This is a genomic window from Streptomyces purpureus, assembly GCF_014648195.1.
Lineage (GTDB): Bacteria > Actinomycetota > Actinomycetes > Streptomycetales > Streptomycetaceae > Streptomyces > Streptomyces purpureus.
The window spans coordinates 188544-210566 of sequence record NZ_BMQQ01000002.1; the positions used below are offsets into that span (position 1 = coordinate 188544).

General features: G+C 70.7%; 17 protein-coding genes. 13 read left to right on the plus strand and 4 right to left on the minus strand.

All coding sequences use genetic code 11. The features are described 5' to 3' along the window. Nucleotides 1-52: 52 nt before the first annotated feature. Nucleotides 53-1117 carry a uroporphyrinogen decarboxylase gene (gene hemE / locus IEZ01_RS04630; protein WP_019890179.1) on the minus strand — a complete coding sequence of 355 codons (1065 nt, stop codon included), beginning with the start codon at nt 1115-1117 and terminating at the stop codon, nt 53-55. A 91-nt stretch (nt 1118-1208) separates the two neighbouring features. On the opposite strand from hemE, the gene IEZ01_RS04635 reads away from it, so the two are divergent. The 11 genes from IEZ01_RS04635 (at nt 1209) to IEZ01_RS04685 (ending at nt 16168) form a co-directional block, all read left to right on the plus strand. Next, nucleotides 1209-1892: a DUF3000 domain-containing protein gene (locus IEZ01_RS04635; protein ID WP_028798097.1), complete on the plus strand. Its 684-nt coding sequence runs from the start codon at nt 1209-1211 to the stop codon at nt 1890-1892. 301 nt (nt 1893-2193) lie between these two features. Next, nucleotides 2194-2856, plus strand: coding sequence for a helix-turn-helix transcriptional regulator (locus tag IEZ01_RS04640; RefSeq protein ID WP_019890177.1), 663 nt, complete (start codon nt 2194-2196; stop codon nt 2854-2856). A 78-nt stretch (nt 2857-2934) separates the two neighbouring features. Beyond that, nucleotides 2935-4227, plus strand: a complete 1293-nt coding sequence (locus IEZ01_RS04645; RefSeq protein WP_019890176.1) for an HRDC domain-containing protein — start codon at nt 2935-2937, stop codon at nt 4225-4227. A gap of 220 nt (nt 4228-4447) precedes the next feature. Continuing rightward, nucleotides 4448-5674, plus strand: a complete 1227-nt coding sequence (locus IEZ01_RS04650) for a thiolase family protein (RefSeq protein ID WP_019890175.1) — start codon at nt 4448-4450, stop codon at nt 5672-5674. Then, nucleotides 5671-7800, plus strand: coding sequence for a 3-hydroxyacyl-CoA dehydrogenase NAD-binding domain-containing protein (locus tag IEZ01_RS04655; protein ID WP_019890174.1), 2130 nt, complete (start codon nt 5671-5673; stop codon nt 7798-7800). Before IEZ01_RS04650 ends, IEZ01_RS04655 begins: the two co-directional genes overlap by 4 nt. 320 nt (nt 7801-8120) lie before the next feature. Further along, nucleotides 8121-9023 (plus strand): phage baseplate protein, encoded by a 903-nt coding sequence (locus tag IEZ01_RS04660; protein ID WP_373287566.1) that lies wholly within the window; start codon nt 8121-8123, stop codon nt 9021-9023. 305 nt (nt 9024-9328) lie between these two features. Then, entirely contained in the window at nt 9329-11341 is a 2013-nt protein-coding gene (locus IEZ01_RS04665; protein WP_189200028.1) for a hypothetical protein, read from the plus strand. A 57-nt stretch (nt 11342-11398) separates the two neighbouring features. Further along, on the plus strand, nt 11399-12901 hold the full coding sequence (locus IEZ01_RS04670; RefSeq protein ID WP_189200029.1) for a bifunctional cytidylyltransferase/SDR family oxidoreductase: 1503 nt from the start codon (nt 11399-11401) through the stop codon (nt 12899-12901). A 34-nt stretch (nt 12902-12935) separates the two neighbouring features. Then, on the plus strand, nt 12936-13751 hold the full coding sequence (locus IEZ01_RS04675; RefSeq protein ID WP_019890170.1) for a rhamnogalacturonan acetylesterase: 816 nt from the start codon (nt 12936-12938) through the stop codon (nt 13749-13751). Next, nucleotides 13748-14557: an Ig-like domain-containing protein gene (locus IEZ01_RS04680; RefSeq protein ID WP_019890169.1), complete on the plus strand. Its 810-nt coding sequence runs from the start codon at nt 13748-13750 to the stop codon at nt 14555-14557. The genes IEZ01_RS04675 and IEZ01_RS04680 overlap by 4 nt, the downstream gene beginning before the upstream one ends. A 9-nt stretch (nt 14558-14566) precedes the next feature. Beyond that, entirely contained in the window at nt 14567-16168 is a 1602-nt protein-coding gene (locus IEZ01_RS04685) for a glycosyltransferase family 2 protein (RefSeq protein WP_019890168.1), read from the plus strand. On the opposite strand, the gene IEZ01_RS04690 is transcribed toward IEZ01_RS04685, so the two are convergent. Continuing rightward, nucleotides 16145-17317 carry a hypothetical protein gene (locus IEZ01_RS04690; protein ID WP_158685718.1) on the minus strand — a complete coding sequence of 391 codons (1173 nt, stop codon included), beginning with the start codon at nt 17315-17317 and terminating at the stop codon, nt 16145-16147. The genes IEZ01_RS04685 and IEZ01_RS04690 overlap by 24 nt on opposite strands. 228 nt (nt 17318-17545) lie before the next feature. Between IEZ01_RS04690 and IEZ01_RS04695 the strand changes: the two genes are divergently transcribed. Continuing rightward, complete coding sequence (locus IEZ01_RS04695; protein WP_189200030.1) at nt 17546-18643, plus strand: LCP family protein; 1098 nt, start codon at nt 17546-17548, stop codon at nt 18641-18643. Nucleotides 18644-18719: 76 nt separating this feature from the next. Here IEZ01_RS04695 and IEZ01_RS04700 read toward each other — a convergent pair whose 3' ends face one another. Beyond that, nucleotides 18720-19778 (minus strand): PLL family lectin, encoded by a 1059-nt coding sequence (locus IEZ01_RS04700; protein ID WP_019890165.1) that lies wholly within the window; start codon nt 19776-19778, stop codon nt 18720-18722. A 194-nt stretch (nt 19779-19972) separates the two neighbouring features. Between IEZ01_RS04700 and IEZ01_RS04705 the strand changes: the two genes are divergently transcribed. Continuing rightward, nucleotides 19973-20356 (plus strand): PIN domain-containing protein, encoded by a 384-nt coding sequence (locus tag IEZ01_RS04705; protein WP_019890164.1) that lies wholly within the window; start codon nt 19973-19975, stop codon nt 20354-20356. Nucleotides 20357-20371: 15 nt separating this feature from the next. Here IEZ01_RS04705 and IEZ01_RS04710 read toward each other — a convergent pair whose 3' ends face one another. Next, nucleotides 20372-21847 carry an amino acid permease gene (locus IEZ01_RS04710; protein WP_040875710.1) on the minus strand — a complete coding sequence of 492 codons (1476 nt, stop codon included), beginning with the start codon at nt 21845-21847 and terminating at the stop codon, nt 20372-20374. Between the last annotated feature and the right edge of the window lie 176 nt (nt 21848-22023).

The following is a 22023-nucleotide window of genomic DNA, read 5'->3' on the forward strand; positions in this document are numbered from 1 at the left end:
GGGTCTGAGAGCCGGGCGGGGCCAGGGGATTCCCCCGGCCCCGGCCCCCGGCTCAGCGCGCGGTCTGCGTGTGGACGTAGTCGACCAGGCGCGTCAGAGCGTCCGGGTCGGTGGTCGGCAGCACGCCGTGGCCGAGGTTGAAGACATGGCCCGGGAGGTCCTTCGCGGCGGCGAGGACCTCGTCGGTCTTGGCCTGGACGGCCTCGGTGGTGGAGAAGAGGACGGCCGGGTCGAGGTTGCCCTGGAGCGCCTTGCCGGGGCCGACGCGGCGGGCCGCCTCGTCGAGCGGGACGCGCCAGTCGACGCCGACGACGTCCGCGCCGGCCTCGCCCATGAGACCGAGCAGCTCGCCCGTGCCGACGCCGAAGTGGATGCGCGGGACGCCGTACGACTCGACCGCCTGGAAGACCTTTGCCGAGGCGGGCATCACGGAGCGGCGGTAGTCGGCGGGGGCGAGCGCGCCGACCCAGGAGTCGAAGAGCTGGACGGCGGAGGCGCCGGCCTCGATCTGCACCTTGAGGAAGGCGGCGGTGATGTCGGCGAGCCGGTCGAGCAGGTCGGCCCACAGCTGCGGGTCGCCGTACATGAGCGCCTTGGTGTGCTCGTGGTTGCGGGACGGGCCGCCCTCGACGAGGTAGCTGGCGAGGGTGAAGGGGGCGCCCGCGAAGCCGATGAGCGGGGTGGCGCCCAGCTCGCCGGTGAGCATGCCGATCGCCTCGGTGACGTAGTGCACGTCCTCGGGGGTCAGGTCGCGCAGCCGGTCGAGGTCGGCGCGGCTGCGGATGGGCTCGGCGACGACGGGGCCGACACCGGGCTTGATGTCCAGGTCGATGCCGATGGCCTTCAGCGGGACGACGATGTCGCTGAAGTAGATCGCCGCGTCCACCTTGTGGCGCCGTACGGGCTGCAGGGTGATCTCGGTGACAAGCTCGGGCATCATGCACGAATCGAGCATCGGGATGCCCTCGCGCACCTTCAGGTACTCGGGGAGCGAACGTCCCGCCTGCCGCATGAACCAGACCGGCGTGTGCGGTACGGGCTCGCGCCGGCACGCCTTCATGAACGGGGAGTCGTAGGTCTGCGTCTGCTGGCCCGACGGCCTTTCGTTGGCACTCACGCCCAGAATCTTCGCATGTGCGCGCAAGCGGCTCGGCCGGGCCGGGTGTCCCTCCCTGCGCGCGGCCCGCGTTCCGCCTACTCTTCCCCGCATGGCTGCGGCTCAGGGACAGTTTTCCGATCATTCCGACGGCGTCGAGGGCACGGAGAGCACGGAGCGGGATTCCGTCCCGCCGGTCTTCCGGCTGGCGGTGGACGCGCTGCGTACGGCGCGGCTGCGGCCGGAGATCGAGGTCGACCCGACCCGCCCGCCGCAGCGGCTCGCCCCGTACGCGTACGCGCTGGAGGCGGCGGTCGTCGACGGCGAGGAGGACCTGGCGGACGGGCGGCTGGTGCTGCTGCACGATCCGGACGGCCACGAGGGCTGGCGGGGCACGTTCCGGCTGGTGACGCTGGTCCGGGCGGAGCTGGAGCCGGAGATGGCGGCGGACCCGCTGCTGCCGGAGGTGTGCTGGTCCTGGCTGACCGGGGCGCTGGAGGCGCGCGGGCTCACGTACGGGGAGGCGAGCGGGACCGTCACCCGGGCCGGGTCTCACTATTTCGGTGGACTCGCCGAGCGGCTGCCGGCCACCCAGATCGAGATCCGGGCCTCGTGGAGCCCGCGTGAGGGCCGGGGCGGAGCGCCGGACACGGCGGCGCACCTCGCGGCCTGGTGCGATCTGCTGTGCCAGGTGGCGGGGCTGCCGCCGTCGGGCACGGGAGGCGGGGAGCCGGCCGGCGGGCCGGGGGCGGGTGTGGTGTCGCTGCCGCAGCGCCGGGGGCCGCACCAGCCGTAACCATGTGTCCGGGCGAGAGGCCCGGCCGGCCGGACCGGCCTACGATGCCGCCGCGGGGCCCTGGCGGGCCTTCCCCCGGCGGCATTCTGCTGCCCGGACCGGCCGTGGACCACGAGGCTCACTCGTAGGATGATCGATCGCCCGTCCGAATTGCCCCGATTGTTACTCACTAAATCGTGATCTTTCTCTAAAGGCGGACGAGGTACCTGCCGAAGAGGTCAATGACCCCTTCAAAGCACGGGTTCCCCCCCCGGCTTCTTCCCCGAGCCGGCTCCGTCCCGCATCCTTCCCAGGAGGCCTGGTGTCCGTTCTCCTCGAGCAGCCCGCAAGCCTGGTCGCCTACCGCCCGAACAAGCCGACGGCCATGGTCGTCGTGGCCGACCCGCGCGTCCGTTCCACCGTCACCCGCCACCTGTGGGCCCTTGGAGTACGTGACGTCATCGAAGCGTCGTCCATCGCGGAGGCCCGTCCCCGCGTCGGCAACCCGCGCGACATCTGCGTGGCCGACGTCCACCTGCCCGACGGTTCCGGGCTGACCCTGCTGTCCGAGACCCGCGCCGCGGGCTGGCCCAACGGTCTGGCCCTCTCGGCCGCCGACGACATCGGCGCCGTGCGCAACGCCCTCGCCGGCGGCGTCAAGGGCTACGTCGTCACCGGCACCCGCACCAACATCGGCCACCCCAGCCGCCCCGGCGCCGCCCCCATCGGCGCGGCCGCCGCCCGGATGCACCGCCGTCCCCCCGGCGCCCCGAGCCATCCGGGCGGCTACCGCGAGCTCTCCGGCCGTGAGGTCGAGGTGCTCCGGCTCGTCGCCGAAGGCCAGTCCAACAAGGCGATCGGCGTCTCCATGGGCCTGTCCGCCCTGACGGTCAAAAGCCACCTCGCCCGGATCGCCCGCAAGCTGGGCACCGGCGACCGCGCCGGGATGGTCGCCGTGGCCCTGCGGACGGGGATCATCCACTGAAAGGTTGACGCAACACCGGCGCCTGTCGACGGAACGTTCCGTCGACAGGCGCTTGCCGTTCACAGATACCCTTGACAGGTGACCGACGCCCAAGAGACCGCAGCAGAGTCAGCACTGCGAACCGCCGGGGGCGCTCCCCCGGACGACGGCGTCGCAGGCGTCATCGTCGGGGAGGCGCCCATTCCCCTGCTCGAGCCCCGCGAGGGCATCCCGCCCGTCGTGGCGAGCGAGGCCGCCCTCGCCGAGGTGATCGCCGCGTTCGCCGCCGGTTCCGGGCCGGTCGCCGTCGACGCCGAGCGGGCGTCCGGCTACCGCTACGGACAGCGGGCCTATCTCGTCCAGCTCCGCCGCGGAGGCGCCGGCAGCGCGCTGATCGACCCCGTCGGCTGCCCCGATCTCTCGGCCCTCGGCGACGCGCTCGACGGCACCGAATGGATCCTGCACGCGGCCACCCAGGACCTGCCGTGCCTGCGTGAAATAGGCATGGTCCCCACCCGGCTCTTCGACACCGAGCTGGCCGGCCGGCTGGCGGGGTTCCCGCGGGTCGGCCTCGGCGCGATGGTCGAGAGCGTGCTCGGGTACGCGCTGGAGAAGGGCCACTCCGCGGTGGACTGGTCCACCCGCCCGCTGCCCGAGCCCTGGCTCCGGTACGCCGCGCTGGACGTCGAGCTCCTCGTCGACCTGCGTGACGCACTGGAGGAGGAGCTCGAGCAACAGGGCAAGCTGGAGTGGGCGCTCCAGGAGTTCGACGCGATCGCCTCGGCGCCGCCGGCCCCGCCGCGCAAGGACCCCTGGCGTCGTACGTCCGGGATGCACAAGGTCCGCCGCCGCCGGCAGATGGCGGTGGTACGGGAGCTGTGGACGGCCCGGGACGCGGTGGCGCAGCGGCGCGACGTCTCCCCCGGGAAGGTGCTGAGCGACGCGGCGATCGTGGAGGCGGCGCTCGCCCTGCCGGCCAACGTGCACGCCCTGACGGCGCTGCCCGGCTTCGGGCACCGCATGGGCCGGCGCCAGCTGGAGCAGTGGCAGGCGGCCGTGGACCGGGCGAGGGCCCTGTCCGACGCCGAGCTGCCGCAGCCCGGCCAGCCGGTGACGGGTCCCCCGCCGCCGCGCGCGTGGGCGGACAAGGACCCGGCCGCGGCGGCCCGCCTGTCGGCGGCCCGGGCGGCGGTCTCGGCGCTGGCCGAGGAACTGAACCTTCCCCAGGAGAACCTGATCACGCCGGACACGGTCCGCAGGATCTGCTGGGAGCCGCCGGTGCTGCCGACGGGCGAGTCGGTCGCCGCGGCGCTGACCTCGTGTGGGGCCCGGCCGTGGCAGGTGGAGCTGGTGACCCCGCTGCTGGTGACGGCGCTGAGCTCGACGGCGTAGCGGCTCGCGCGGCGTTTCGGCGCCGCCGAGGACGGTCATAGGGAAGGGGGCCGGGGGGAAGCCCCCGGCCCCCTTCCGCGTCCGCTCGGGTGTGACCTTCACCGCTCCCGCCACAGGGACTGGGCAGCATGGTTACCCGCAAGTAGCATGGGGGCCAGCAAGCGCACGCTTAGCCGTGCGCCCGCAGCAGTGCCACCCCGCACCCTGGAGGAGAGCCATCGTGCCTCGTACCGTCAGGGACGTCGTCTTCGTCGACGGCGTCCGCACCCCGTTCGGCAAGGCGGGCCCGAAGGGCATCTACCACGAGACCCGCGCCGACGATCTCGTCGTGAAGGCGATCCGGGAGCTGCTGCGCCGCAACCCGGACCTCGACCCGAAGAAGATCGACGAGGTCGCCATCGCCGCCACCACGCAGATCGGCGACCAGGGTCTGACCCTCGGCCGCACCGCGGGCATCCTCGCGGGTCTGCCGCAGTCCGTGCCGGGCTACTCCATCGACCGGATGTGCGCCGGCGCGCTGACCGCCGTCACCTCCGTCGCGGGCAGCGTGGCCTTCGGTGCGTACGACATCGCCATCGCCGGCGGTGTCGAGCACATGGGCCGCCACCCCATGGGTGAGGGCGTCGACCCGAACCCGCGGTTCGTCTCGGAGAAGCTGGTCGACGAGTCCGCCCTCTTCATGGGTATGACGGCGGAGAACCTCCACGACCGCTACCCGACCATCACCAAGCAGCGCACCGACGAGTACGCCGTGCGCTCGCAGGAGAAGGCCGCCAAGGCGTACGCCGACGGCAAGATCCAGCAGGACCTGGTGCCGATCTCGGTGCGCCGCACCAGCCCGGAGGCCGGTGAGACCGGCTGGGGCCTGGTCACCGCCGACGAGCCGATGCGTCCGGGCACCACGCTGGAGAACCTGTCCGGCCTGAAGACGCCGTTCCGTGTGCACGGCCGCGTCACCGCGGGCAACGCCGCCGGTCTCAACGACGGCGCCACCGCCTCGCTGATCGCCTCCGAGGACTTCGCCCGGGAGAACAACCTCCCGGTCAAGATGCGCCTGGTCTCCTACGCCTTCGCCGGCGTGGAGCCCGAGGTCATGGGCTACGGCCCGATCCCGGCGACCGAGAAGGCCCTGGCCCAGGCCGGTCTGTCGATCTCCGACATCGGCCTGTTCGAGATCAACGAGGCCTTCGCCGTCCAGGTGCTCGCCTTCCTTGAGCACTACGGCATCGCCGACGACGACGCCCGCGTCAACCAGTACGGCGGCGCCATCGCCTTCGGCCACCCGCTGGCCTCCTCCGGTGTCCGTCTGATGACGCAGCTGGCCCGCCAGTTCGAGGACCAGCCCGAGGTCCGCTACGGCCTGACCACCATGTGCGTCGGCTTCGGCATGGGCGCGACGGTCATCTGGGAGAACCCGCACCACAAGGACGCCGGAGGCAACAAGTGAGCACCACCGCTGAGCTGCTGAAGGGCGCGGCCGAGCTGTTCCCGGACGAGGTCGTCACGAGCGCCCACGTACGTCACTTCGAGCTGCCCGCGGGTGCGGGCCGGTTCGCGCTGATCACCCTGGACAACGGCTTCGACCACACCAAGCCGACCACCTTCGGCCCCCAGTCGCTGGCGAACCTGAACGCCGCCATCGACCAGGTCGAGAAGGAGGCCGCCGAGGGCGCGATCGTCGGTGTCGGTATCACCGGCAAGCCGTTCATCTTCGCGGTCGGCGCCGACCTCAAGGGTGTCGAGCTGCTGAAGCAGCACTCCGACGCGCTGGCCATCGGCAAGGGCGGTCACGACGTCTTCAAGCGGCTGTCGTCGCTCGCCGTGCCGACCTTCGCGTACTACAACGGCGCGGCGATGGGTGGCGGTGTCGAGGTCGGTCTGCACTGCACCTACCGCACCGTCTCCAAGGCGCTGCCGGCGTTCTCGCTGCCCGAGGTCTTCCTCGGTCTGGTCCCCGGCTGGGGCGGCTGCACGATCCTGCCGAACCTGATCGGTGCCGACAAGGCCGTCTCGGTCATCATCGAGAACTCGCTCAACCAGAACCGCCAGCTCAAGGGCGCGCAGGTCTTCGAGCTCGGCATCGCCGACGCGATCTTCGAGGGCGCGGACTTCCTGGAGCAGTCGCTCATCTGGACGGCGTCGGTCCTCAACGGCTCCGTGACCGTCGAGCGTCCCGAGATCGACCGCGGCGAGGCCTGGGACCAGGCCGTCGCCAAGGGCCGGTTCATCGCCGACTCCAAGGTGCACGGCGCGGCTCCGGCCGCGTACCGCGCCCTGGACATCATCGAGGCGGCCAAGGACGGCGACCTGCAGAAGGGCTTCGACGCCGAGGACACCGCGCTGGCCGACCTGATCATGGGTGGCGAGCTGCGCTCCGGCATCTACGCCTTCAACCTGGTCCAGAAGCGTGGCAAGCGCCCGGCCGGTGCCCCGGACAAGTCGCTGGCCCGTCCGGTCTCCAAGGTCGGTGTCGTCGGCGCCGGTCTGATGGCCTCGCAGCTCGCGCTGCTGTTCCTGCGCCGCCTGGAGGTGCCGGTCGTGCTGACCGACATCGACCAGGAGCGGGTCGACAAGGGTGTGGGCTACGTCCACGGCGAGATCGACAAGCTGCTCGGCAAGGGCCGGATCAACCAGGACAAGGCCAACCGCCTCAAGGCCCTGGTCACCGGTGTCCTGGACAAGGCCGAGGGCTTCGCGGACGCGGACTTCATCATCGAGGCCGTGTTCGAGGAGATGACGGTCAAGCAGAAGGTGTTCGCGGAGGTCGAGGCGGTCGCTCCGGCGCACGCCATCCTCGCCACCAACACCTCCTCGCTCTCCGTCAGCGAGATGGCCTCCAAGCTCCAGCACCCGGAGCGTGTGGTCGGCTTCCACTTCTTCAACCCGGTCGCCGTCCTCCCGCTGCTGGAGATCGTCCGCGGTGAGAAGACCGACGACGCCTCCCTCGCCACCGCGTTCGGCGTGGCGAAGAAGCTGAAGAAGACCGCGGTGCTCACGAAGGACGCCCCGGCGTTCGTGGTGAACCGCATCCTGACCCGCTTCATGGGCGAGATCCAGAACGTCATCGACGAGGGCACCCCGGTGGCCACGGCGGAGAAGGCCATCGAGCCGCTGGGTCTGCCGATGTCCCCGCTGGTCCTGCTGGAGCTCGTCGGCCCGGCGATCGGTCTGCACGTCTCCGAGACGCTCAACCGCGCCTTCCCGGACCGCTTCACGGTCTCCCCGAACCTGAAGGCGGTCGTCGAGGCCGGCAAGCGCGGCTTCTACGTCTACGACTCCGGCAAGCCGGAGCTGGACCCGGAGGTCGCCGCTCTCCTCAAGCAGGGCGACAGCGTCCTGACCGAGGAGCAGGTCCGCGACCGCGTCCTGGACGCGGTGGCGCAGGAGATCGGCCTGATGCTGGAGGAGGGTGTCGTCGCCGAGGCGCAGGACATCGACCTCTGCCTGATCACGGGCGCGGGCTGGCCCTTCCACCTGGGCGGCATCACGCCGTACCTGGACCGCGAGGGTGTCTCCGAGCGCGTCAACGGCAAGCGGTTCCTGCCGCAGGGCGTGGCGAGCGTCCCCGCGTAGTACGTACCGCGCCGGTGCCCGCCTCCACCTCGTGGAGGCGGGCACCCGCTTTTCCGGCCGCCGGCGGCCGGATGGCAGAATGGCGGATCTTGTCCACTTGAGCGGGCCTCCTGCCCGCCCGGCAGAACGGCGGCTCCAGACCGGCCATGGCGAACCCACCACCTCGTTTCAGCCGCAGGACCCTCCTTGTCACCGGTGGGGCCGCGGCCGCCGCGCTGGGTCTGGGCGGCGCGGCGGGCATGGCGCTGTGGGCGGACAAGGAGACCGCCGAGCGCGGAGGCGGCGACGACGGGCGCGGAGGCGACCACAGAGACCCTGAGATGGCCGGTGTCTTCGACATCTCCACCGGCACGCAGGTGTGGCCGCCGACGCCGCTGAACGACGTGACGGGACCGCAGTCGCTCGCCTTCGACGACGTGAACCGTCATGTGTACGTGGCGCAGCTCGCCCAGGGCGGTCTTCAGCTGCGCGGCGAGGACGAGGCGCTGGACGCCCAGGCGCGCAAGCGGGCCGGGGACATGTGCGTGACCAAGTTCTCCCGCTCCGGTGAGCAGCTCGGCACGATGTATCTGCGCGGCTTCGGTCACGGCATCTCGATCGGCGTGGAGCCCGACGGTACGAAGGCCCGGCTGTGGGTGGAGTCGCAGGCCAGTTCGCGGACGGGGTACGGGCGGTCGGTGGCCCGCGTCCGGTTCCGTGACGGGGCCGTCCTGGACAGTTCGGCGGACGCGGTCGAGCACCACCGTCCCGCGCCCGAGGGGGCGACCAGGGTGCATCCGGCGGTGGACATGGCCACCCGCCGGGTCCTGGTCAGTTTCTGGACCGGCGACGAGCACCGCTATTCGGTGCACCGGATGAAGGATTTCCTGGACGGGAATTACGAGCCGCTCCACTCGGTCCGGAATTCCGCCATTCTGGAGGGCGAGACCTTTCAGGGCTGCGCATTGCACGGGGATTTCATCTACCAGCTCACCGGAAATCCGTACAGCAAGCCGGGCGGGCGGAATCCGCGCTCTTCCGGGGGAAATACTTTCGTCTCCGCGATCGATCTGCGGACCGGAAATGCAGCGGGTCGCGAACATGTCACGGTCGATCCGACGCTCCGCTTCCGGGAGCCCGAGGGCATTGCCGTCCGTACCTCGCCGGAGCCCTTGCTCTGTATAGGATTCTCGGTCAAATCGCCCGGCCGCCGGAACATCGCGCTCTACGGCTTCGCCCCCTGACCATGCACGCTCCGTGACTGGTCCGTGACCCTCCGGCACAATTCCGCAGACCGGAAGGTAACGTCACAGACATCCGCCGACAACAGTTCCGCAACCATCCGGGGTGCGTTTACGGTATAACCTTTCGCAGTTCACCCCGGGTCTTCCGAATGCATATACTGCGGCGGGCACTTCACAAGTTCCACACGATCCTGCTGTCACGCCCCACCGTGGCGCGCTTTGGCGTGACGTGACGTGCATCACGAATTCCCGGCAGCACAGTCACGCACGGCACGTAGCAGCGTCGAAGGAGGGCCTCACCGGCCATGGGCAAGCAACACCGTCAGGCCTTCCTGGGGATCGTCATCTCCAGCGCGCTGGTGCTGAGCTTCGTGGGCATGATGGCCGCGGTGGTGATGGCCTCCCTGAAGATCTTCGCCGTGTCGGCGGCGGTCAGCTATCTCGCGGACCTGATGCTGCACTCCACCCAGTCCGCGACGCTGGACCGGCTGCGGGACTCGCGCTTCGGTCTGACCATCCGCTTCCTCATACGCCAGTTCCTGCTGCTTGCCCTGTGCGGGTCCATAGCGGACATCGACTCGTTCGTGGTGCAGATCACCTCGGTCGGCCTGCTGCTGCTGTTCGTGCTCCAACTCGCCTACGGCGCCGTGCTGAAGCATGTGCGCAAGAAGCGCCAGGATCTGCCGTACACCACCCGGGCGCTGGACCTGGAGTCGCTGGGCATCCGGCGTATGCCGCACCCGTTCCTGATGAACAAGCACGTCCGCAAGACGCTCCACCTGGACGTGCCGCTGGTGGCGGGCGCGATCGGCACGATGGCCACGGACAACTGGCGCTATGTCACCTTCGGCGGCATCATCGCCGTCTCGGTGGCCTACCTGGCGCTGCTGGTCCTGCTGCCCGGCGCCCGTAACGCCCTGATCCTGCCCACCGCCGACGAGGCGATCGACGAGCTCAACGAGCAGCTGGCCGACTACCGCCCGCAGGTCGCGCTGTACTTCACCTTCGCCGCCGTCTCCCGGGACTTCATGTACCAGGTGAACATGTGGCTGGAGTCGCTGGAGGCCCTGGATCTGCGGCCCATCATCGTGCTGCGCGAGCGGGCGACGCTGCGCTATCTGGACGCCACCGGTGTGCCGGTGATCTGCGTACCCAAGGCCGAGTACCTGGCCCGGGTCGAGATGCCCGAGCTGCGCGTGACCCTCTACCCCGGCAACGCGGGCAAGAACGTCCACATGCTGCAGCGCGCCGAGGTGAAGCACGTCTTCATCGGCCACGGCGACAGCGACAAGCTCGCCTCCAGCAACCGCGTCAGCAAGGTCTTCGACGAGATCTGGGTGGCCGGCCGGGCCGGCCGCGACCGGTACGAGCGCATCAAGCACGCCGTCAGCCACAACCAGATCGTCGAGGTCGGCCGGCCCCAGCTGATGTCGCTGCACCGCTGGACCGGCTCGGTCGCCCAGCCGATCCCCACCATCATCTACGCGCCGACCTGGGAGGGGTGGACCGACGACGCCTGCTACACCTCGGTCATCCCGGCCGGCGAGAAGCTGATCCAGACGTTGCTCTCGCACGAGCGGCAGCTGCGCATCATCTACAAGCCGCACCCGCTGACCGGCACCCGCTCCCCCGCGGCGGCCGCCGCGCACCGGCGCATCATCACCCTCCTCCAGGAGGACAACGCCCGCCGGTTCGGCCGCAAGGTGACGGACTCCAAGTCCGCGGCCCGCAAGCTGGCCCGGATCGACAAGCGCATCGCCGACCTCTCCGAGCGCGGTGTCCGCTCGCCGTACCCGGACCTCACCGAGCACGAGCGCACCGCCCGTATCCGCCGCAGCCGCAACCAGGCCGGCGCGCTGTACTGGAGCGCCATCCCGGACGAGGCACACCATGTGATCCTCGACCGGATCCCGTCGCTCAACGACTGCTTCAACCACTCGGACCTGCTCATCGGAGACATGTCCAGCGTGGTCTCCGACTTCGTGGCGACCCGGAAGCCGTACGCGATCTTCAACCTGGAAGGCCTGCCGGACAACGAGTTCCGCAACGAGCAGCGCACCGCGTACGCGTCGTACCTCCTGGACTCCGAGTGCAACGGACTGAGCGAGGCCATCGACGCGATGCTCTCCCCCGACCGGGACGTGATGGCGCCTTACCGCGAGCAGTTGAAGGAATACCTGCTGGGTCCGGACTATCCGCCGTCGGTCGTCCGGTTCAACGCGGCGGCGAACGACCTCTACGCGCGCGGGCTCCGGGACTTCCCGATCGAGTATCCGGACACGTCCGAATACCCGCAGACGCCACGCATAAACGCGTAAGTCCTTTCGATTCTTCTCCTTTTACGCTCCACACCCTCATCCAGGAGGCCTGACACCTTGACCAGCCGTGCATCCCGACGCCGTACCTGTGCCGTCGTCCTGGCCGGTGGCACCGGGCAGCGGGTCGGGCTCGCGATTCCCAAGCAGCTGCTGAAGATCGCAGGCAAGTCGATACTCGAGCACACGCTCTGCGTCTTCGAGAACGCCCCCGACGTCGACGACGTCATCGTGCTGATGACCGCCGACTACACGGCCGAGGCCGAGAAGATCGTCGCGAAGGCCGGGCTGACCAAGGTCACCAAAGTGCTGGCGGGCGGCGCGACCCGCAGCGAGACCACCAGCATCGCCATCCGCGCGGTCACCGAGTCGCTGGGCGAGGGCGAGGACTGCAACGTCCTGTTCCACGACGCCGTGCGCCCGCTGCTCTCGCAGCGTGTGGTGAGCGAGTGCGTCGGGGCGCTGGAGCGCCACCAGGCCGTGGACGTGGCCATCCCGTCCTCGGACACCATCATCGTGACCCGGACGCACGGCGACGACGGTGAGTTCATCACCGAGGTGCCGGACCGCTCCCGGCTGCGCCGCGGCCAGACCCCGCAGGGCTTCTGGCTCTCCACCATCCGCCGGGCGTACGAGCTGGCCCTGGCCGACCCGGCCTTCGAGGCCACCGACGACTGCTCGGTGGTCATCCGGTACCTGCCCGACGTCCCGGTCCACGTGGTCCTGGGCGACGAGTACAACATGAAGGTCACCCAGCCGGTCGACGTCTTCATCGCCGACAAGCTCTTCCAGCTCGCCTCGCACACCGCCCCGGCCCAGTCCGGCGAGAACGCCTACCGCGAGGGGCTCGAAGGCCGCACGCTGCTGGTGTTCGGCGGCGCGGAGGGCATCGGCGCGGACATCGCCCGGCTCGCCGGGAGCTACGGCGCCCGGGTGTTCGCCCTCGACTCCGCCACCACCGGCACCCGGGTGGAGAACCCGGACGACGTCGCGGACGCGCTGGCCGACGCCTACACGGAGACCGGCCGGATCGACTACGTCGTCAACACCGCGGGGGTCCTGCGCACCGGCCGTCTGAACGAGACGGACAACGACACGATCCGGGAGGCGACCGCGGTCAACTACCTCGCCCCGGTGAACATCGCCCGCGCCTCCTACAAGTACCTCGCGGAGAGCGGCGGCCAGCTGCTGCTCTTCACCTCCAGCAGCTACACGCGCGGCCGGGCCGAGTACAGCCTCTACTCGTCGACCGAGGCGGCCGTGGTGAACCTGACCCAGGCGCTCGCCGAGGAGTGGGCCGAGGACGGCATCCGGGTGAACTGCGTGAACCCGGAGCGCTCGGCGAGGCCGACGCGTACCCAGGCCTTCCGGCCGGAGTCCGAGGGGGCCGGGCTCTGCTCGGAGTCGGCGGCCCGCAGCTCGCTGGACGTGCTGCTGGCCCCGATGACCGGCCATGTCGTCGACGTACGCCAGCAGGACCCCGCCGACCGGTCCGCCGAGCTCTCGGGCTTCGAGCAGGCGATCGCGTCGGTCCTCAGCCGACAGGAAATACAGGAGCTCTAGGCCCACCGCGGGCCCGGTCCGTCGAGAGAGAAACATGACTTACCCACACGAGCACTCCGGCCACCGGACCAGGATCTTCCTGTCCGGCGGTTCGGGCACGGTCACCCGCCCGGTCAGTCATCTTCCGATGATGGGCTGGGGGCAGGCCCTCGACCTGTTTCTCACCGACGACGTGGAAGTCGTCAACTGCTCCCGGGGCCGGGCCAGCACGAAGAGCTTCCGGGAGCGCGGACGGCTCCAGTGGATCCTCGACAACATGGCCCCCGGCGACTACCTGATCATGGCCTTCGGCCAGATCGACTGGAAGCCGGACCCCGGCATCCACACCGAGCCGTTCGACGACTTCATGGAGCACCTGCGGGCGTACGTCACCGGTGCCCGGGAGGCCCAGTGCCACCCGATCCTGATGATGCCGTTCGAGCGGCGCCGGATCGACCGGCACGGCAACGTCAGCCGCTTCCTCGGCGACTACCCGCTGGCGATGCGGCAGTTGGCGCAGGAGGAGCACGTGCCCCTGGTCGACGTGTACGGGCAGAGCCTGCAGTGGTGGGAGGAGCTCGGCCCGGAGGACACCAAGCACGTGTTCACCTACCTGCGGCCCGGTGAGCCCCTGATGCCGGTCGTGCAGGACGCGGACAACGTGCACCTGCGGGCGGAGGGCGCCATCGAGGTGGCCCGGTTCGTGGCCCGCGCGCTGGCCACCCAGCAGATCATCCCCGCGCACTGGGTCAAGGACCTGGACCGCCGGACCTTCTCCTACGACGAGATGGGCTGGCTCGACGACGCCACCTTCCAGCACCGGACGAAGTCCCGTGTCTCTCCCGTCCGCGATCAGAAGGCCGGAGCATGAACTACGTGATGTGCCGCGGCAGGGCCGTCGGTACCGAGGAGAACTCCCCCGGGGTCGTCCACGCGGCGCTCTACAGCTCCGTCGCCCCCTTCAGCGGCGTCGCCCCGGGCGACATCGTGCAGCTGGGCCTCTCCGTCGCCGTCGAGGGCGCCCCCTTCGGCTATGCGTACCTGCAGGAGAAGTACTTCGCCGACACGGCCGAGATCGTCTCGATCCAGCAGCTGGAGTACTTCCCCCGCCAGCGCTGGTTCCGGGTCCGGGCGGAGCCCGGTGAGACCGGCACGGGTGTGATGGTGATCCGGGTGAAGCAGCCGAAGAAGGAGCCGCGGCTGCGGCCGCAGATCTCGGTGGCCGTACCCGAGCGGGAGACCGGCAAGCTGGTGCGCACCGCCAGCCTGAAGGACCGCGCGCTGATGATCAGTACGGCGTTCGCGCCGGGCCTGCGGATCGTCACCGCGGCCGGCGCGCAGGGCTCGGTCAACGTGCTGGCCGCCGTGGCGCCGGGCAGCACCCCGGTGTCGGTGACCCAGCCCCGCTGCGGCAGCGCGCAGCTCGCCCACGACGGCTGGCTGGCCTATCTGCCCCACCACGGCTTCACCGGCTACGACCGGTTCGAGTACACGGTGGCCACCCCGGACGGCAAGAAGATCACCGCCCCCGTGAATGTTCACGTCGGCGGCTTGGACGGCCGGGCCGGGGTGTTCCCCGAGCAGCAGCTCACCACCGAATTCCAGCAGTGGCAGTGGTCCAACCTCAGCGGCGAGATGCCGTGGCCCCGGACCCCCGTGAACCCGCAGAACGGATAGGCCCCGCCCATGTACCAGTCCGCACCTGTGCACCCGGGCGACATCCGCGACGTCACCGTCGTCCTGCATGTCCGCAACCACGCCCGCACCCTGCCGGCCTGCCTCGACTCGCTGCTCCAGCAGTCGATCGGCACCGACCGCATGGAGGTCATCGCGGTCGACGACGGTTCGACCGACGACAGCGGCTCCGTGCTCGCCGAGGCCCAGCAGCGGCTCGGGGGCCTGCTGCGCGCCGGGCGGCTGCCGCAGGGGCTGTCCACGGCCGAGGCCCGTAACTGGGGCATGAGCCAGGCCACCGCCCGCTACGTCATCTTCCTGACCGGCACGGACCGGCTCACGCCGAAGGCGCTGGAGCTGATGGTGGCCTCGGCGGACGCGAACGAGTCCGACGTGGTGCTCGGCAAACTGGAGAGCTCCGGCCGCCACGCGGTGGCGACGTCGATGTTCCGCAAGACGCAGGCGTCGGCGGATCTGTACACCACGCGCGTGTACTGGTCGCTCACGCCCGACAAGCTGTTCCGTACGAGCATGCTGCGCCGGCGCGGTCTGGAGTTCCCCTCCGACATGCCGACCGGTGAGGACCAGGCGTTCACCGCCGCAGCCTACATCGGCGCCGACAACATCTCGGTCGTCGCCGACGAGCCTTGCGTGATCAAGGGCGCGTCCTCGGCCACTGTGCAGCTCTCGCAGCGGGTGGCCCTGGCGTCCCGGATGATGACGCTGGTCGCGTCGCTGGTGCCGCCCGGCCCCAAGCAGGACCTGCTGTTCTCGCGCCATCTGGAGGCCGAACTCGGCAAGGCCACCGGTCCGTTGCTGCTGGCCTCGGACAACCACGCCGAGCGGGAGCGGGCGCTGTGGGCCGCCTCCGAGGTGCTGCGCGGCCAGGTCACCCCCGGCGCGCTCGCGCTGCTGCCGCGGCCGCTGGCCGTACGCCTCGCGCTGATCGCGGCGGGACGTTACGCCGAGGCCCAGCAGATGGTGGCGTACGAGGCGGACAAGGCGAGCCCGGTGCCGAAGAAGACCGTCGAGAACGGCCGGGTCTACACGATGCTGCCGTTCTTCCGGGACCCGGCCGTCGGGCTGCCGGACGAGATCTTCGACATCACCGACAAGATGACGGTCAATCAGCAGCTGACGAGCCTGCGCTGGAACGGGCCGCTGCTGCTGCTGGACGGTCATGCCTTCTTCGAGCAGCTCACCACCCGGGAGCGGGCCACGAAGGTGGTGCTGCGGCACCGGCAGAGCGGTGCGGAGGAGCGTTTCTCCGTCACGGCTCGGCGGGACGAGAAGCTGGTGAACTCCAAGGGCAAGCCGCGGGCCATGGGCCGTTTCTCGACCCGGATCAACCTGCGGCAGATGTCCAACGGCTGGCCGCTGCCGACCGGTGTCTGGGACGTGCTGCTGGCGGTGAGCTTCGAGGGCGTCACCCAGGAGGTGCCGCTCGGCCTCAAGCGGGCGCCGGAGGTCGACGTGGTGAGCCGGCCGCCGGTGGTCTTCGCGCCGTCGGCGACGACGGCCGGGCACGTCCTGGCCGCGACGCCCTTCTACACCCAGGCCGGCGACCTGTGTCTGGAGATATCCGAGCGGCTACCGCTGCCAGGGGCCCACTGAGCCGGCGTCGGCGCCGCCGTGCCGGGTCCACCCTCCGAAGGCGAGGCCGTCCTGCGTGAGGTCCTGGCGGGCCACCAGCAGGTCGCCCGCCTTGTCGAGGACGGCGACCACGATCCGGCCGGCGCCGTCCACGGCGACCTGCGGGGCGGAGGAACCCGGTCCGGTCTCGCCGAGCGACGCCCACCAGGCGCCGTAGCCCTCGTTCTCGGTGACGTACGCGCTGACCTCCACACCGCCGTGGCCGCCGCGCTGCGCGAGGACGGTGCAGTCGTAGCCGCCGATGGTGGTGCGGGCGGCGCCGGGCCGGCCGCCGCCACCCGCGCCGCCGAGGGCCATCAGTCCGCCCTGGGAGGTGCGGCTCTGGGCGCGCCAGGCGACCAGGGAGTCGTCGCCGGGGTAACGCCAGAAGTACGTGGTGCGCTTGGGGCCGGTCTCGACGGCGGTCTGGGTGCCGTCGGCGATCGGAGTGGTGAAACGATCCCTCAGTTCGAAGCGGCCGCCGCTCGCGCCCACCCAGCGGTCCACCCCGGCCCGTCCGACGGCCAGCACCTCCAGCGACCCGCCGGCCGGCATGGCCGCCGCGAACTCACCCGTGTACGGGTCGGTGGTGACGCTCTTCCAGCGGCCCCAGCGGCCCTCGCCGCTGCGGACGCGCCGTACGATCCCGCCGGCGCGCAGCGAGACCAGCACATGCACGCCGCCGGTGACCGGATTGACCACGACGACGGGTCCGAAGACGACCGTGTCCTCGCCCTCGACGCCGGGGGCGGCGGGCACACCGAGGTCGTACCAGTCCATCAGCCCGCGGCCGCTCTGGAACTGGGCACTGACGACGACATGGGCGGGGCCGCCGCCCACCGGCCAGCGAAGTCCGGCGAAGTGGACATATCCCTCACCACTGCGGGACAGGGTGAGCGGCCCGACCCAGCGGGGCACCTCGATCGACTCGGGGCCGGTGAAGGCCCCGGAGGGGGTTTCGGTCCAGCGGATCAGCCCCTCGGGGCCGCTCGCGTACGCCGTGACGAGCCCGTCGCTGCCGGTGAACAGCCAGCGGCCGGAGGGGACTTGAAGCAGTCCGTCGGTCGCGGCGTCCTGGTGTGTGGCCGCGCCGAAGTCCGCACCGCGGCCTCTGTTCCTCCCACGGATCACGACCACATTCCGCCTCTCCGTCTTCCCCCGTCTTCCCGTAGTGTCCGAAGTTTGTCACACGCTTCACCGCGTGTTCACAGGGAAGCAGCCACCCCCAAGGCCCCTCGCGCTATGCGATCTGCATATTATTCACAGCGTCCTGAAGCTGACAGGTGGGCCGGTCCTCGACACCGCCCGTTCCTCTCGCACGCCACGCACAGCGTCCCGACGGAAGGGGCTCGACCAGCCATGACCGACCAGAACACCGCGGTGAAACCCTCCGGTTCGCGCGGCGCGCCGCCCCGGCGCGCTCAGCGCCGCAGCGGCCGCAAGCGCCGCCCGCTGCGCATCGTGCTGCTGGTCCTGCTGGTCCTGGTGCTCGCCGCCGGCGGTGGCGCGTGGTGGATGTACAGCAGCCTGGACAGCAACATCAAGGGTGTCGATCTGGACAAGGCGCTCGGCGACGACCGTCCGCAGAAGCTGCCCACGGCCGGCCAGAACCTCCTGGTCCTCGGCTCCGACTCGCGCGCGGGCGAGAGCGGCGACCTCGGCGGCGGCAAGGGCTCGGTCAGCGGCGCCCGTTCGGACACCGCGCTGGTGGTGCACATACCCGAGGGCCGGACCCGGGCCACCGCGGTGAGCATCCCCCGCGACACCCTGGTCACCCGGCCCGCGTGCACCGAGCGCGACGGCGGCAGCATGCCGGCCAAGGACCGCGTGATGTTCAACTCGGTCTACGCGCAAGCCGGCCCGGCCTGCGTCGTCAAGACCGTCGAGAAGATGTCCGGCGTGCGGATCGACCACTACCTGGAGATCGACTTCGCCGGATTCAAGGAACTGGTGGACGCCATAGGCGGGGTCACGATCAAGATCGACGAGCCGATCAAGGGCGGCGCCGGCGGTCTCAACCTGGAGGCCGGGACGCAGAAGCTCGACGGCACCCAGTCCCTCCAGTACGTCCGCACCCGCCACGGTGTCGGCGACGGCAGCGACCTCGGCCGGATCGGGCTCCAGCAGAAGTTCCTGATGGCCCTGCTGACCGAGGTCAAGAAGCAGGACCTGCTCGGCAGCCCGGCCAAGTCGTACAAGATCGCCAACTCCGCGACCAAGGCGCTCACCACCGACTCCTCGCTGGCCTCGCTCAGCGCGCTCAGCGACTTCGGCCGCAGCATGAACGGCGTCGACCCGCAGAACATGGAGACGATCATGCTGCCGGTCGCGTACGACAAGAAGGACCCCAACCGCGTGGTGGCCGCCGAGCCGCAGGCCACCCAGTTGTGGAAGGCGATCCGCAACGACGAGCGGATCCCCGCATCGGCGAAGAAGTCCCCCGCCACGGGCGGCTGATCACCGCCGACCAAGGCGAACGCCCCGGAACTCCAGCGGAGTTCCGGGGCGTTTGTCCGTCGTGGGCGCGCCTTGCTCAGACGCGGGTCCAGGCGTCCAGCGCGAGGCCCGACTCGTCCTTCTGCCGGGTGACGCGCAGCGTGCCGTCCGTACCGATCGCCGCGAGGACCACCCGGCCACGGGCGTCGATCGCGAGGGCGGGCACGCCGACGCAGACGTCGCCGGTGAGCGACCAGTCGGCGCCGGTCTCCTCACGCTCGGCCGGGTAGGCGGTCAGGGCCGGGCGGCCGGTGGCGTCGCGCTGGGCGAGGAGCACACAGTCGACCCCGTCGACCGGGGTGCGCAGCAGCGAGACGGGGCCGGTGCCGCTCGCTCCGCCCAGCGTGCGCGGTGCGGTGCCGGGCCGCCAGGTCCGTACCTCGCCGGTGCCGGCGTCCCGCCAGAAGCGGGTGACGCTCTCCTTGCCGGTGCGTACGGCGGTGAAGGTGCCGTCGGCGACCTCGGCGGCCTGGTCCTCGCCGCGGGCGAACTCGGCGCCGGGCTTGGGCTGGCTCCAGCGCAGGACGGTGGTGCCGGTGGGGCCGTAGAAGTCGACGTTGCCGTCCTCGTTGACCGTGGCGGCGACCGTGCCGGTGACGTTCGAGCCCTTGAGGTCGGCCCACTTGGACAGCCAGCGGCCGGTCGGCGCCTGGCTGCGGGCGCACAGGCCGCCGCCCGCGTTACGGATCGCGATGTGCAGCGCGCCCGCCGAGTCGAGGGCCGAGACGGGCAGGCCGATGTTGGCGGCGTGGTGGCGGTTGCGCGGCGTCAGGTAGGGGGTGCCGAGCGCGTGCCAGTCCCGCATGGGGCGGCCGCTCTGGTACTGCACCCCGTAGACGATGTCGACGTTGAGCTGGCCGTCGGCGCCGGGGCGGCGGCGCAGACCCGTCAGGTACACATAGCCCTCGGGGCTCTGGGTGATCGACAGGTAGGGCACGAGCCCGTGCGCCGGAAGGAACGTGGCCGCCCACTCGGGGCCGCCGGGCGTGGTCTCCGTCCAGCGCAGCACGCCGCCCTCGACGGGGGCGTAGGCGGTGAGCCGGCCGTCCTTGCCGCGCAGCAGCCAGTTGGTGGTGGCGGGCAGCGGGGCGTCCATCGGAACACCGGCCTCCGGCCGGCCGGAGCGGGAGGACGGCGGCGGTTCGGACTTCCGACCCTGTGATTTACGTGCGGACCACACGGCCATGGTCTGTCGGCCACCTTCCCTGACACCCTTGAATCCTGGCGACAATAGCATTGGGAGGCTTCCCGGCATCGGTCGGGAGGACCCCCGACCCGAGGGCAGGACGCATGGCTGAGCGGACCGGACCGGTCCTGATCGTCGACGGCGCCAATGTCGTGGGGTCCGTCCCCGACGGGTGGTGGCGCGACCGCAAGGGCGCGGCCGAGCGGCTGCGCGACCGGCTTGTCTCCGTCGCGCGGACGGGGGTGGAGGCCCTGCCGGGGCCGGTGGAGGTGGTCCTCGTGGTCGAGGGCCAGGCGCGCGGTGTCGCGCCGGTTCCGGAGGTACGGGTCGAGTCGGCGCCCGGCAGCGGTGACGACCGGATCGTGGAGCTGGCCCGTGAAGCGGCCGGCCGGCCGTGTGTGGTGATCACGGCCGACCGGGAGCTGCGGAGGCGGGTCGAGGAGCAGGGCGCGCGGTGTGCGGGGCCGGGCGCGGTGCGCCGGGCCTGAGACGGCCCCGGGGGGTCAGAAGATGGCGTCCTTGCCGAGCTTGCCGAGGCGGCTGTGCCGGCGCCCGTACAGGAAGTACACGACGATGCCGGCGGCCATCCAGACGGCGAACCGGAACCAGGTCTCGCCCGGCAGGTTGAGCATCAGCCAGACCGAGGCGGCGATGGACAGGATCGGGAGCACCGGCACCCACGGGGTGCGGAAGGCGCGAGGCAGGTCGGGCCGGGTGCGGCGCAGCACCATCACACCGACGGCGACGACGACGAAGGCGAAGAGGGTGCCGATGTTCACCAGCGTCGCGAGCTCGTCGATGCTGGTGAAGCCCGCCACGATGGCGATGATCACGCCGAGCAGGATGGTGGGGCGGTAGGGGGTGCGGAAGCGCGGGTGCGTGACGGAGAAGAAGCGCGGCAGCAGTCCGTCGCGGCTCATGGCGAAGAACACCCGGGTCTGGCCGAGGAGCAGGATGAGGCAGACGGTGGTGAGGCCGACGGCGGCGCCGAAGCTGATCACGCCCGCGAAGAAGGGGCGCCCGACGGACTTGAAGGCGTCGGCGAGCGGGGCGCTGACCGACAGTTCCGTGTAGTGCTGCATACCGGTCACGACGAGGGCGACGGCGACGTACAGCACGGTGCAGATGAAGAGGGAGCCCAGGATGCCGCGGGGCATGTCGCGCTGCGGCAGCTTGGTCTCCTCGGCGGCGGTGGCGACCACGTCGAAGCCGATGAAGGCGAAGAAGACGACGGACGCGGCGGTGAAGATGCCCATGACGCCGAAGTTGGTGGGCTCGTAGCCGAACATCAGCTGGACCAGAGGGGCGTCCCAGCCGGAGCCGGCCTCGGGGGTGACCGCGGGGGGGATGAACGGCGAGTAGTTGTCGCCGACGACGAAGAACAGCCCCGCGATGATCACGATCATGACGACGGTGACCTTGATGGCGACCACCAGGGCCGTGATCCGGGCGGACAGCTTCATGCCGACGACCAGGATCGCCGTGAGGACCAGGACCAGCAGGAAGGCCAGCAGGTCGAAGACGCCGTCGGGCGTGTCCGGCCCTTGGATCACCGCGGGTAGGTGCCAGTCGACGTTGTCCATCAGGGATCGTACGTAGCCGGACCAGCCGACCGCGACGACGGCCGTGCCGAGCGCGAACTCGAGGACGAGGTCCCAGCCGATGATCCAGGCCGGCAGCTCGCCGATGGAGGCGTAGGCGAAGGTGTAGGCCGATCCGGCGACCGGCACGGTGGAGGCGAATTCGGCGTAGCACAGCGCCGCCAGCGCGCAGACGATGCCGGCGGCGACGAAGGCGAGCGCGGTCGCCGGCCCGGCGTTCTCCTTGGCCACCTTGCCGGTGAGCACGAAGATGCCGGTGCCGATGATGACACCGACGCCGAAGACGGTCAGATCCCACGCGGACAGGGATTTCTTGAGTGCGTGCTCCGGTTCCTCGGTGTCCCGGATGGACTGTTCCACCGTCTTGGTCCGGAACATCGAGCTGCCGTTCGACTGCTGGTCCGTGCTCACCGGCGTACCTCCGTACCCATGGCCGTATGCCCATGATCGGAAGGGGTGAGGGACGGCGCCCGCCGAGGGAGACCGTTTCACACGAAAGGGCCGGACGGAACCCCGGAGGGTGGTCCGTCCGGCCCAATGCGCGGGGCGCCGCG